The 12164-nt window shown below is 58.1% G+C and carries 12 protein-coding genes; 2 read left to right on the top strand and 10 right to left on the bottom strand.

Translation table 11 applies throughout. The features are described from left to right. Positions 1-92 precede the first annotated feature (92 nt). The 8 genes from lptB to JOD69_RS03565 form a co-directional block, all read right to left on the bottom strand. Positions 93-818, bottom strand: coding sequence for an LPS export ABC transporter ATP-binding protein (gene lptB, locus JOD69_RS03600; RefSeq protein WP_077728081.1), 726 nt, complete (start codon positions 816-818; stop codon positions 93-95). Between the two features lie 3 nt (positions 819-821). Then, a complete protein-coding gene (gene lptA / locus JOD69_RS03595) occupies positions 822-1523 on the bottom strand; it encodes a lipopolysaccharide transport periplasmic protein LptA (RefSeq protein WP_240502362.1) in 702 nt (233 codons plus the stop codon). Next, a complete protein-coding gene (lptC, locus tag JOD69_RS03590) occupies positions 1510-2085 on the bottom strand; it encodes an LPS export ABC transporter periplasmic protein LptC (RefSeq protein ID WP_077728082.1) in 576 nt (191 codons plus the stop codon). The genes lptA and lptC overlap by 14 nt, the downstream gene beginning before the upstream one ends. Then, complete coding sequence (gene kdsC, locus JOD69_RS03585) at positions 2085-2621, bottom strand: 3-deoxy-manno-octulosonate-8-phosphatase KdsC (RefSeq protein WP_077728083.1); 537 nt, start codon at positions 2619-2621, stop codon at positions 2085-2087. The genes lptC and kdsC overlap by 1 nt, the downstream gene beginning before the upstream one ends. Then, positions 2621-3631 (bottom strand): KpsF/GutQ family sugar-phosphate isomerase, encoded by a 1011-nt coding sequence (locus JOD69_RS03580; RefSeq protein WP_077728132.1) that lies wholly within the window; start codon positions 3629-3631, stop codon positions 2621-2623. The genes kdsC and JOD69_RS03580 overlap by 1 nt, the downstream gene beginning before the upstream one ends. A 118-nt stretch (positions 3632-3749) precedes the next feature. After that, entirely contained in the window at positions 3750-4157 is a 408-nt protein-coding gene (locus JOD69_RS03575; RefSeq protein ID WP_077728084.1) for a biopolymer transporter ExbD, read from the bottom strand. Positions 4158-4159: 2 nt separating this feature from the next. Beyond that, positions 4160-4822 (bottom strand): MotA/TolQ/ExbB proton channel family protein, encoded by a 663-nt coding sequence (locus JOD69_RS03570; RefSeq protein WP_077728085.1) that lies wholly within the window; start codon positions 4820-4822, stop codon positions 4160-4162. Positions 4823-4835: 13 nt separating this feature from the next. Continuing rightward, positions 4836-5543 (bottom strand): energy transducer TonB, encoded by a 708-nt coding sequence (locus tag JOD69_RS03565; RefSeq protein ID WP_077728086.1) that lies wholly within the window; start codon positions 5541-5543, stop codon positions 4836-4838. Between the two features lie 558 nt (positions 5544-6101). On the opposite strand from JOD69_RS03565, the gene JOD69_RS03560 reads away from it, so the two are divergent. Together JOD69_RS03560 and JOD69_RS03555 are read left to right on the top strand one after the other, a co-directional pair. After that, positions 6102-8393 (top strand): TonB-dependent receptor, encoded by a 2292-nt coding sequence (locus JOD69_RS03560; protein ID WP_210023800.1) that lies wholly within the window; start codon positions 6102-6104, stop codon positions 8391-8393. Positions 8394-8537: 144 nt separating this feature from the next. Then, positions 8538-9779: a sialidase family protein gene (locus JOD69_RS03555; RefSeq protein ID WP_210023799.1), complete on the top strand. Its 1242-nt coding sequence runs from the start codon at positions 8538-8540 to the stop codon at positions 9777-9779. 242 nt (positions 9780-10021) lie between these two features. Here JOD69_RS03555 and JOD69_RS03550 read toward each other — a convergent pair whose 3' ends face one another. Next, positions 10022-11302 carry a PepSY-associated TM helix domain-containing protein gene (locus JOD69_RS03550; RefSeq protein WP_240507109.1) on the bottom strand — a complete coding sequence of 427 codons (1281 nt, stop codon included), beginning with the start codon at positions 11300-11302 and terminating at the stop codon, positions 10022-10024. After that, a complete protein-coding gene (locus tag JOD69_RS03545) occupies positions 11299-12159 on the bottom strand; it encodes an NAD(P)-dependent oxidoreductase (protein ID WP_086135484.1) in 861 nt (286 codons plus the stop codon). The genes JOD69_RS03550 and JOD69_RS03545 overlap by 4 nt, the downstream gene beginning before the upstream one ends. Positions 12160-12164: the final 5 nt, after the last annotated feature.

The following is a 12164-nucleotide window of genomic DNA, read 5'->3' as shown; positions in this document are numbered from 1 at the left end:
GAAGCTTTACGTCCAGAAATGCGCGTTGGCAGTGTGAGAGTGAAAAATCAGAACCATTCTAGTGCACAGGTACTAACCATGAAAGGGACTGTCTAAAGGGAAAAATGTTCGCCCAGATAAACTTGGCGTACTTCCTTGTTTTGTACTATGTCTTGCGCCGTGCCTTCTGCGATCACGACGCCTCCGCTGAGGATATAGGCGCGGTTGCATATTCCGAGCGTCTCGCGCACGTTATGTTCGGTAATGAGAATACCGATGCCGCGGTCTCTCAGGTGCTCGATGATCTTTTGGATGTCGATGATCGAGATCGGATCGACCCCCGCGAACGGTTCGTCCAACAGCATGAACTGCGGCTCGCAGGCCAGGGCCCGCGCGATTTCCACTCTTCGGCGCTCTCCGCCCGAGAGTCCCAGGGCGGGCTGGTTGCGCAGATGGCCGATACTGAATTCCTCGAGAAGCTCCTCGATCACCAGTTCTCGCTGTCCGTTGGTCAATCCTTTGCGCAATTCCAATACCGCCCGCAAATTGTCGGCTACGGTCAACTTCCGGAAGATCGAAGGCTCCTGCGGCAGATAGCCTACGCCGAGTTGCGCCCTGGCATGCATGGGGAGATTCGTGATGTTGTGTTCGTCGAGGTAGATTGTACCGCTATCCGGACGTATTACCCCCACGATCATGTAAAAACTGGTGGTTTTTCCGGCCCCGTTGGGCCCCAGCAAGCCTACGACTTCTCCGCTGTGGATTTGCAGCGAGACACCGTTGACGACATTGCGCTTGTTGTAGCGTTTGAGTAGATCGGTAGCAACTAGAATCGCCATCGCTTATTCGGATTTCTCTTTCGGCTGCATTTTTACATGTACGCGTTTGCTGCCGGTGGTGGGGCTGCCGGCCTTGAATAAACCGTTTTTGGTGTCGTACTCGATGATGTCGCTGGCGGTCGAATTCTGTCCCTGCCAGACCAATGCCTTGTCGTAGAGGATCAGTATTCCGGTATCCGGAAAATAATCGGCACGTTGCGAGGTCCCGTGAATGTCTTCCTTGCCGCCTTCCGGGGTTTGTTTCAGCCGGGTGGGATTTCCGGTAACGATAATTTTCTCGGTCTGGCCGCCTTTCTGATAAACGGTCATTTGGTCGCCTTGAACATCGAGGCTGCCTTGAGTGGCTTTCACATCACCGGTGTATACGGTTTGGCCGGTCTTTTCATCGTAAGTCGCCGTGTTGGCTTCGATATAAATCGGCTGCTTCGAGTCGCTGTCCAATGCGAACGTGTTCTCAGCGGCGAATAAAAACCATAAGGCGATCAGCAGGGTTGAAATAAAACCGACGATCCTTTCAGGGAACGCTTGCTGAATACGTATTGGAAGGGTCATTCCGGTGCTCCAATCGCAAACGGCCTGGCCGGGAGCGCCGGCCAGCCCCTTCCCGAAGACGCCGTTTGCGATTGGATAAAAACGGTAGGTCTCGCATCCGGGGCTGTCGCTCGGATCTACCGAGTTGCAGCCGCGGCTCTTAGGGGAATTCATGCTTTCTTCGTACATTGGAAAGAATCGTGACTTTTAAATCATCGCCGAAGTGAACTCGTGCGCCATTGCCGGTCAGTTCGTCCGGCGGACTCAGTACCTGTATGAACTCGTCGGTTTCGGCGTAGTTGTTGTCCGGTTGGACTCTGGCGTTCTGGGTGACGATTTTCAGCGTACGGCCGTTTTCGTCCCGCTCGCGCAGAATAAGGACGTTTCCGTTCAAAAATATGGTATCGCTTTCGCCCGGCATGAGGGCGTTATCGGAATGAATGACCCACGGCGGTCCGTCTTTTCCGTAGAGCGTCAGAACCGGCTGTACCAATTCGGTACGGTCTTGATCCACATAATGGGTAAGGTTTACGGCAAACAGCAGTTGCTTCGGTTTGCCGTTTTCGTCCATCAGCGTACGACTCAGGTTTTTTGAATAATAATCGATCGTTCCGTGGGTTCTCGGTCCGGCAGATTCTTCGGCCGGCATAAAAACGCCGGCAAGCCACCAGGTAAACAATGCCAGGGTGGCCAATCCCAGATAGGTTACCAGCGATCTCAGAGCAAAAATGCTCATCAGAAATGACTCTCGATAACGCCTTGCAAGGTGCCTTGGGCTTTCATAACGAGATCGCAGACTTCCCGTGCGGCGCCCGCTCCGCCGGGACTGGGCGTAACCCAGTGGGCATGCTGTCGAATGCTGAAGTGGGCGTCCGCTACCGCCACCGCCAGTCCGACTCGGCGCATGATCGGCAGATCCAGGAGATCGTCGCCGACATGGGCGATTTCATCGGGAGCCAGCGCCAGCTCATTGCGAAGATGCTCGAACGCGTCCAGTTTGTCTTGGTACCCCTGATAGACATGACGAATGCCGAGGCTCTCCATGCGCAGCGCCACCGACTGCGAACGCCGACCGGAAATCACTGCCGTCGCTACGCCCGTCCCCTGAAGCAACTTGATGCCATGACCGTCGCGGGCATGAAAGCTTTTGTATTCCTGGCCTTGCTGGTCGAAAAAAAGCCGGCCGTCGGTCAGAACGCCGTCCACATCGAAAATGACCAGGCGGATGCCGGCCGCGCGAGCCAGCACGTCTTGAGGCGCATGCTCGGGCATCAAACCACCCCGGCTCTCAGCAAATCGTGCATATTGAGTGCGCCGATCAGCCTGTTCTCCTCGTCGACGACCAAGAGAGCGCTGATCCGCTTTTCCTCCATGATGCGTACCGATTCCGCGGCTAACAGTTCGGCCGAAACTTTGGTGCAATATTGTGTCATGGCTTCATTGATCGGCGTGGTGTGAATATCGCCGGCCTTTTCGAACAATCGCCGGAGGTCGCCGTCGGTAAAAATTCCGAGCACTCGATAGTCGCTATCGACGATAGCGGTCATTCCGAGCTTTTTCGCCGTCATTTCCAGAACCGCGTCGCGTACCAGGGCCGTTTCCGGCACCGCCGGAATTTCCGGGCCGGTGTGCATGACGTCCTGCACCCGGGTTAACAGTCGCCGTCCGAGACTCCCTCCCGGATGCGCGAATGCAAAATCCTCCCGGGTGAATCCTCGCGCTTCCAACAATGCGACGGCCAAAGCATCTCCCATCGCCAGCGTCGCGGTCGTGCTCGATGTGGGGGCCAGACCGAGCGGGCAGGCTTCTTCCTTTACGGATGTGTCGATATGCACCAGCGATTGCCTGGCCAGCGTGGATTTGGGGTTGCCCGTCATGCCGATCAAAGGAACGTCGAGTCGTTTGATCAGGTGCAAGATGGCCAAAATCTCGGGGGTTTCCCCCGAATTCGACAAGGCCAGAACGACATCGTGCGCCGTGATCATGCCGAAATCGCCATGGCTGGCTTCTCCGGGGTGCACGAAGAAGGCAGGCGTACCGGTACTCGCCAAAGTGGCGGCGATCTTGCCGCCGATGTGGCCGGATTTTCCCATTCCGGTCACCGCGATCCGGCCCTTGCAGGCCAGTATGAGTTTGCAGGCCGCCGCGAAATGACCGTCGATGCGCCCCATCAAGGCGGCTACCGCCTCGGCCTCGGTCCGTACGACCTTGAGTCCGGCCCGGCACAGGCTGTCTTCATCGTAGGTCGTGGCGAGTGTGGTGCGCTGTAAGCTCGACGTCATGCGTGTGAACTGCTCAAAATGAAGCAATTATGCCATGAATATTGCATACCGATTTCGGGTTTTCCAAGAGCCTGGATATTCGCGATGGGAATGGAGGCATTTGGTGCCGCAAAAGCGGTCACTCCCGGGTGACAAACGCGAGCTTGGTAATGCCTGCCTTGTGAGCGACGGCCATGGCTTCCGCGACCCGACCGTAGGGAACGGCGGTGTCGGCCTGGAACTGCACGATCAGTTCCGGATCGGCCTGTTGCAGATCGCGCAGAAGCTGCTCCATGGCTTCCAGCGGTTGCGGCTGATCGTTCAAGGTGATCTGACCCTGGGCGTCGATGGCGATGGTGGCGAGGTGCTTGTCGGGGGCGGGGTCGGTTTTTTCGGTCTTCGGCAAATCGACTTTCACCGCCTGGGTCAGCAGCGGTGCGGTGACGATGAACACGACCAGCAATACCAGCATGACGTCGACCAGCGGCGTCACGTTGATTTCGCTCATGGCCTCCCGATCGGAAGACGAATCGGTTTTGAATCCCATGGTTACTCGCTCCCGTCGGCTTTAAGGCCTGTCTTCACGGCGAGATTAAGGAAGTCGGTGGCAAAATATTCGAGGTCCGCTTCGCATAGCTTGATGCGTCTCAAAAAGAAATTGTAAGCCAATACCGCCGGAATGGCCGCTGCGATGCCGATTGCCGTGGCGACCAGTGCTTCGCCGATCGGGCCGGCGACCACATCCAGGCTGGCCGATTTGGCCTCGCCGATGTCCTGCAAAGCGTGCATGATGCCCCATACCGTGCCGAACAGCCCGACGAAGGGCGACGTGCTGCCGATGCTGGCCAACATGGACAGCCCTTGTTCCAGATCCTTGCGTTCTCGGCTGATCTGTTGGCGCAGGGACCGTTCCAGAATCGACTCGATGTCGCCGCTCCACTCGAGCATGCGCGAGGTTTTGCTGCGCATGTCCTTGAGAACGCCGAATCCTGCTCCTGCGATGCGGCCCAAGGCACTCGCCGAATGTTCCAGACCCGAGGCAGTGGCGAGATCCGGCGCCGCCCAGAAGTCTTTGCTGTAGCCGCGATTTCGCTGGCCGATATTCCAGAGCGTCCAGCTCTTGAAAAAGATGATGCTCCAAGTAATGACGGAAAATCCGATCAGCACCCCTAAGGTGATCTGAACGATATCGGTAGAAGAGATCTGAATCATGCGATAGCCTTTTTCATCGTTTTAGTTTGTATTCAATCGGGACGATAACCCAACTGACCACGGCCCGGTCGCCCCTGCGCGCGGGGATAAAGCGCCAGTTCTTGACCTGATCCACGGTCGCGTCGTCCAGAATCTCGTGGCCGCTGCTGCCTTCGATTTTGATCTCGCCCGCCGAGCCGTTCGGCATGACTTGAACGCGCAAGGTGACCTTGCCTTCCCAGCGTCTTTCCAACGCGACACGTGGGTAACGCGTCGGCGGATTGTTCAGGCCCGGCGCCTTGTAAGAGGCTTCGACGAATGGCGCAGGGGCTGGTGCGGCCGGCTTGCCCTGGGTCGACGCGGTCGGGACAGTGGCCGGCGCGCTGGGCGTCGGAGTTTCAGAGGGCTCGGGTGCCGGTGTCGGCCGAGCCACCGGTTTAGGCTTGGGCTTGGGTTTAGGTTTGTCCGGTTTTTTCGGTGCGGGTTTTTCCGGTTTGGGCTCGGGTTTGGGCGGCGGCTGTTGTACCTGCGGTTGGGGCGGCTCGGGACTGGCTTCGGGCTGTGCCGCGACAAGCGAGACTTCCAGCAGTTGCGGTGGAGTTTCCGCCGGTTCCCGGTCTACCGGGGCGGCGAGCCAGGCGGCCCAAACCGCGGCATGCAGTGCCGCTGCGGCAGCGATCGAGAAAGCGGTCTCCAGCCACGAGCGACATCCTTGCTTGGTGTCGGCGGACATCGAAGTCATATACAGATGTGCGAGTGATGGTTCGGTAGAAATTGGAGGGTACAACTCAAATTGAGAATAATAACGAGAATTTTTACTGTGTAAGCATTTTACATACGGATTTTAATCCCAAACGTCTAAATACCGGTGCTATGACCATCTATTCTTAGCAAATATCGGTCCATATCAAGTTGAGTGGAGCGCTGCTCGCCAAATCTAGGCTGTCGGTACAAATGAGCTCATCGCGCATGTCCGATTGTGTGATATGACGCAATCCGGATATCCCATCTTGGGTTTCACGGAGACTCCGTTCCTGGACAGCATCGTGTTGTGGCGGCGTATTTTATAGATCGTTGAAAATAAATGCTAAATGAAAATTGCTCATGTTCGTTTCCGGTGGGGAAGAGCGATTTGGCGGAAAGCGATATCGGTATTTGACACATCAAGGTGTGGCATATCACGCAGTTCTTGCCTGTCGGCAGCGTGCATGGCCGCTGTGGACCGGATGGTTGCTGACGAAAAGGAGTGGCACGAATTTTCCTATTAAAAGGCTCGGTCTTAATAAAAGAAAAAATAAATATGAAGATGCAGGAGGATGTATTGATATTGCCATTTCGTGTTGGGATGGCGGTTTTCAGTCTGAATTTATTGTTTTCCGGATTCGCTGTCGCCGATCATACCGAAGAACATCGTTTGCAGACGATCGAAGTGACGGCCCCCGAAGAAACCGGGGAATCGCTGACAACGCCCAGCGCGGAAACGGCCAAGTACAAGCTTTCCCAGGTTCCGGGCGCAACCACCTTCATCCATTCCGAAGAGTACCGCAGCCGTCCGACGCCGGGTGGCGTGGCCGATGTCCTGAGTTATTCGCCGGGTGTTTTTTCTCAAAGCCGATACGGCAATTCCGAAACCCGCATTCTGGTGCGCGGCGCCGGAACTTCGCTGACTTTCGGTTCGGCGGGGCTGCGCTATCTGCGCGACGGCCTGCCGCTCACCGGAACCGACGGCTTTACCAATCCGGAGCTTCTGGAGCCGATGAACGCGCTTTACACCGAGGTTTATCGCGGCTCCAACGCCCTGCAATACGGTTCGGCCTTCTTGGGCGGCGCGGTGAACTTCGTCTCGCGCAACGGCCGCAATACGCCGGGCATTCATACGACCTTCGTCACCGGTTCGCACGATTACTACCGTCCCCAACTGATGGTCGGCGGCGTGCTGAACGAGGATCTGGATTATTTCGTTTCTTATACCGGGACCTACAACAATAGTTTCCGGGACCATAGCGAAGAGGATATTTCCAGGGGCTACGCCAATTTCGGTTACCGCTGGAACGAGGATCAGGAAACCCGCGTGCATCTGTTCGCCAGCAAGAACCAGCTGCAGCTGCCGGGGTCTCTTTCGTTCGAGCAGTATTATGATGACCCTTACCAAGCCCAGAATGGTCTATCGCCGGGATCGTTCTTCAATAAATTCGAAACCCTCGACGTTCAACGTAACCTCGAGACGCTGCGCGGCGATGTCCGGCATACCATCAAGTTCACGCCAGATGACGTGCTGACGGTGGGGGCTTGGTACGAAAATCGTCGGCTGTGGCACCCCTTATCGCCTTTTAATTCTTTCAACCGAAACTCGCCTTGCCGGGGAACGCCGGATTCGGAGGGCATCGTGACGATCAATAATCCCGCGTGCGGCGGTCTTCTGATCGACTACGGCAATTTGGCGGGCTCGTTCAACCGCAACCGGCAGCAGGACGCCGGCCTCAGTTGGCGTTTCACTCACGACGGATCGCTGTTCGGTTCGCGTAACAGCTTCGTGCTGGGCGGCTTCTTCGGCTGGGGCAAGTCCTACGGCACGGTGGACAACACCCTGCCGGGCGCGGAGATCGGCACCAAGCTGAATAACGCCAAGAGCGAGGCCTTCAACATCGAAATCTTCGGGGAAGATCGTTTCGCATTGACCTCCAGCCTGGATCTCGTGGTGGGCGGTCAATTCATTCATGCCAAGCGGCGCAGCCTGACCGATTTCTTCGTGCCCACGTCACAGATCGGCAACGCCTTCGAGACGGATGCGTCTCGCTGGTACACCGCCTTCAGTCCCAAGGTCGGGCTGCTTTGGCAGGCGACCGAGAAGCAACAGTTCTTCGCCAATTTCAGCCGCAGTTACGAGCCGCCGACCAATACCCAATTGGCGTTCCGGGATCCGCGGTTGAATCAGACAAGCAGCGAATCTGCTCTTGATGCGCAGGAGGGGACGACGATCGAAGTGGGGACCCGCGGCGAGGCAGGCGTCTTCAATTGGGACCTCGCCGTCTACCACTCTTGGATCAACAACGAGATTCTCTCCACGCTGCTGCCCGGTCAGACTCAGACGAGCACCAATAATGCCGACAAGACCACACATACGGGCGTCGAAGTCGGTACGGGCGCTCTCATTCCTTTGGATTTGATGGGGGATGATCTGCTGCGCGTGCGATTGACCTATACCTACCAGCGATTCCTGTACGACAACGATTCCGCCTACGGCGACAATTACATTCCGGGGGCGCCCAATCATTTCGGCGGCGCGGAAGCCGTGTACGAACATCCCTCCGGTTTCTACATCGGCCCGAATATCCGCATGACCAGCAATTATTACGTGGACTACGCCAACACCCTCAAGGCGCCTGCTTATACCTTGTTTGGCGCCCGTGCCGGCTATAAGAATACGTTCAATAAACTCGGCTATCACGTGTTTGTCGAAGGACGTAACCTCACGGACGAAAAATGGGTCGCCAGCACGAGCGTGGCTGATAGGGCAACTCGGAGCGGGACCGCTATCCTGAATCCCGGTTTCGACCGCACGATCTTCGGGGGCATCTCGATAGATTACTGATTGCTTGGCAACCAGCGGCGGAGGAGGCCCTGCTTCTCGCCCGCCGTTTTTCCACCCGAGGTCCCTCCAGGGCGCCTAGCCCGACAGGGATTTCTCGGTTATTTTCCGTTTGAGGTTGTGTTAACCCGGAAAAGGTGAAGATTGATGAATGTGTTTTGCAGATTGGTCGGCTTGCCGGCGTTGGCCCTGGTCAGCCAATTCGTCTGGGCCGGGCACGGGAGCGCCCCGTCCTCCTCTCAACCCGCTTATTGCAAGGATTCGGCGGCCGCTCCGACACCAAAATGCGCGCGGACGCCCAGCGTGGTATTCGATGCCGACGGTCGGTTATGGCTTTCATGGGTCCAGCAAGGGCGAATCTATGTTCAGTCCTCGAAGGATGGCGGCAAGACCTTGAGCAAGCCGGTGGCGGTCAATCGCGAGCCGGAAAACGTTTTGGCTCACGGCGAGAGCCGACCTAAGATCGCGATCGGCCCGAAAGGCGAGATTTATCTCACCTGGACGCAAGGTTTGGAAAAACGTTTCAGCAGCTATATCCGCTTCGCCCGCTCCGTGGATGGCGGCAAGACGTTCTCCAAGCCGGTCACGGTTAACGACAACCTGGACATCATCGGCCATTCTTTCGACAGTCTGGCGATCAGCCGCGACGGCAAGATCTTCATTGCCTGGCTGGACGCGAGGGACGTCGAAGCCGCGAAGGCCAAGAACCAGCCGTATAACGGTTCTTCTCTCTATTACACCTGGTCCGACGACGGCGGCAAGAGCTTTAAGCCGAATGTCAAGGCGGCCGATTACACCTGTCAGTGCTGCCGGCTGCAGGCCGCCATCGACATCGACGGCTTGCCGCTCATCGTCTGGCGCAACGTCTATCCCGAGAATATCCGCGACCATGCGCTGCTCAAATTTGCCGATTGGGACAAGCCGGGCCGGCCGGTTCGGGTGACGCATGAAAACTGGCACATAGAAGGTTGTCCCCACCACGGGCCAGGGCTGTCGATCGCCAGGGATGGACGCTATCACTTGACCTGGTATAGCGCCGCGCCCGACGCGACGGGTTTGTTTTATGCCTATTCCGACGATGTCGGCTCGCACTTTACCCAACCGATCAAGTTCGGGAATCCGGCGGCCATGCCGGCCCATCCGCACGTCTTGAGCGTGGGGCGGCGGGTGGATTTGGTTTGGCTGGAGTTCGACGGCAAGAACAATCAGCTCAAGACCATGCGCTCGACCGACGGCGGAGCGAATTGGACCGAACCGCGCGTTCTGGCCGAAGCCGAAAGCGGGGCTGACAACCCCTTCCTGCACGCCAACGGCGACCGGGTTTATGTTTCCTGGGCTACGGAAAAGGACGGGCTCAAGGTGATTGCGCTCGATGGGGCCGGCCGCTAGAACATTTTCATACCTGCTGTGCGGGTACTCGCGAGTGCGGTTGGGCCAATGGGGTCGTCGGCAAAGGATTGCCGACCTACAAATGCTCTACCCATCATCTACGAATCTTTTGATGCGTCATGGCAACCGGGATTTCGTAGGATGGGTTAGGCGCACGCCGATATAAGTTGGCCGTCGATTAATGCGTTGCGAGTGCGCCGTAACCCATCAAAGCGACGTGCCAAGGGAGTCCTCGTCGAACCTCAATCCAGATAGCGCCGCTTGCCCCATTGGGCGAGGCGCATCAATCGCACCAGAGCCCACCCTGCCAAGATGCGGACAAAGCGGAGAAGGTCCGCCGACTGGCGCAAAAAAGCGCTCCAGGCGCGTTCCAGCTTAGGCCGAAGTGTCGAAAGATCGATCTCCCTATCCGCGATCGAACCGCGCCGGTGCAGCCAGTGCAATAGGCCGGTTACATAAAGCACGAGCGGCATCAGGCCGACACAGAACCAGACGAAGCGGCCCGTCGCGCCGAAAGCCTCGCCGGTGTGCCAGGGCCATATTCGGCTGATGAAAGTCTGCCCGCCGGTGAAAGTGCTGGGGTTGCGCGCCTCGCGAATCTGCCCGCTCCAGCGGTCGACCCAGACCAGGGTGGCCGGGTGCTTGATGTTCGCGTCTCCAGGGCGGCGCAAATTGATGCGGTAGGTGCCGTTTTCCCCGGCCGGCGTCGCGACGCGCTTCACCTCGGCGTGCGGAAACAGCCCCCGCGCGACCAAAACCGCTTCGGCCAGGCCGACGGGACGGCCATTGGGAGCGGCCGTACTCACGATTTCCGGACCCTCGTCGCCGTGGCCCATATCCGAGGCTCCCAGCATCGTTTCCAGCAGGCTCGGATAAGCCAGATGAAATCCGGTGAAAGCCAGCAACAGCAGGACAACGGCACTGGAGAGGCCGAGCGTGCGGTGCAGGTCGAAAGCGAGTCGTGCCAGGCCGGCGTCGTGCCGGATTGCGAAGCTTTGAAGGAGCCGGCTGAATCCCGGCCACCAGAGATAGAGACCGGTGCTCGCCGAAACGATCAGCAACAGCCCCAGGATGCCGACGGCGTTCCACCCGAACCGTCCGAAGTGCAGTTGAGTATGGAGGTCATATATCCAGGTCGCCGCCGTTCGGCCCCAGAATCGGCTGGCTACGATTTCGGCCGTGTACGGATTCACCGAGACCATGAGCGGCGCATAGAACTCGCCAAAAGTCTCGTAGGGTTTTTCGTACCAGACGGTGATCATGCCGTTGCGGGAGCGCGGCATTTCCAGTACCCACGCGCCATATCGATCAGGATGCGCCTCCCGCACCGCCGCCATGATGCGGTCCAAGGGGAGGTATTCCCCTTTCGGCTCATCGACCGTCAGCCGAGGATTGAGAAGTTCGTCCAGTTCCTCGCGATAGACGCTGAGACTTCCGCTGAGCCCCAGCAGGACGAATAGAAAACCGCCGCCCAGCGCGAGATAAAGATGGATCTTGAGCCAGGCAGTTCGTGCGAAATTCACGGCGATGGCCGCTTGAGACGATAGAGGGCCGAGATATCCTCGTCGCCGTGGCCGTCCGCGATGAGCTTGGCGTAATCGGTCATGGCCATTTCGGTGACCGGGAGCTTGAGCCCCAGCTTGTCCGCCATGCCCTTGCAGATTTTCAGATCCTTTTGGTGCAGAGCGAGCTTGAAGCCGGGTTTGAAGATGCCCTGAGTCATGGTCGGTCCGCGCTTTTCCAGAAACCAGTTTCCGGCCGCGCCGCCGGAAACGACGTCGATGACCTTGCGCATGTCGAGTCCCAGCGCCGCTCCGAATGCCATGGCTTCGGTCACGGCCTCGTTGATGCCGGCCGCCATGGTCTGGTTCACCGCCTTGGCCGCCTGGCCGGCACCCACGTCGCCCATGTGAACGATCCGGCTGCCCATGGTTTCCAGTACCGGCAGAACTCGCTCCAAGGTCTCGAGCTTGCCGCCGGCCATGATTGCCAGGGTCCCGTTCTTCGCGCCTTCGACGCCGCCGGTCACCGGAGCGTCGAGAAAATCCGCGCCCTTGCTTTCAACCAGCCTGGCGGCTTCTCGCGCGGTATCGCTGCTCACAGTGGACATGTCGATCACCACTGTGTGCGGGCGCAGCGCCGGTAACATGCCGTGTATCACCTCCAGCACGTCGGCATCGGCCGAGACGCAAATTAGAGTCACGTCGACGTGCGAGGCGAGCAGGGCGGGCGAGACGGCGCACTGTACGCCCAGTTCTTGAGAAAGCGTTATCGCGCTGGCTTCGGTGCGGTTCCAGACGGAAGCCAAATAACGGCCCTTGGCCACGTTCCGCGCCATGTGAGTGCCCATCGCGCCGAGACCGATGAAGCCCGCCCTAATGTCCT

Source organism: Methylocaldum sp. RMAD-M (assembly GCF_017832375.1).
Lineage (GTDB): Bacteria > Pseudomonadota > Gammaproteobacteria > Methylococcales > Methylococcaceae > Methylocaldum.
The sequence above is the reverse complement of the archived record's forward strand: the minus strand, read 5'-3'. Positions and strand labels throughout refer to the sequence as shown.

What these genes read in the sequence shown, in the direction of transcription:
- lptB (WP_077728081.1), bottom strand. Translation starts at nt 818, where the DNA reads ATGGCGATTCTAGTTGCTACCGATCTACTCAAACGCTACAACAAGCGC.
- lptA (WP_240502362.1), bottom strand. Translation starts at nt 1,523, where the DNA reads ATGAATTCCCCTAAGAGCCGCGGCTGCAACTCGGTAGATCCGAGCGAC.
- lptC (WP_077728082.1), bottom strand. Translation starts at nt 2,085, where the DNA reads ATGAGCATTTTTGCTCTGAGATCGCTGGTAACCTATCTGGGATTGGCC.
- kdsC (WP_077728083.1), bottom strand. Translation starts at nt 2,621, where the DNA reads ATGCCCGAGCATGCGCCTCAAGACGTGCTGGCTCGCGCGGCCGGCATC.
- JOD69_RS03580 (WP_077728132.1), bottom strand. Translation starts at nt 3,631, where the DNA reads ATGACGTCGAGCTTACAGCGCACCACACTCGCCACGACCTACGATGAA.
- JOD69_RS03575 (WP_077728084.1), bottom strand. Translation starts at nt 4,157, where the DNA reads ATGGGATTCAAAACCGATTCGTCTTCCGATCGGGAGGCCATGAGCGAA.
- JOD69_RS03570 (WP_077728085.1), bottom strand. Translation starts at nt 4,822, where the DNA reads ATGATTCAGATCTCTTCTACCGATATCGTTCAGATCACCTTAGGGGTG.
- JOD69_RS03565 (WP_077728086.1), bottom strand. Translation starts at nt 5,543, where the DNA reads ATGACTTCGATGTCCGCCGACACCAAGCAAGGATGTCGCTCGTGGCTG.
- JOD69_RS03560 (WP_210023800.1), top strand. Translation starts at nt 6,102, where the DNA reads ATGAAGATGCAGGAGGATGTATTGATATTGCCATTTCGTGTTGGGATG.
- JOD69_RS03555 (WP_210023799.1), top strand. Translation starts at nt 8,538, where the DNA reads ATGAATGTGTTTTGCAGATTGGTCGGCTTGCCGGCGTTGGCCCTGGTC.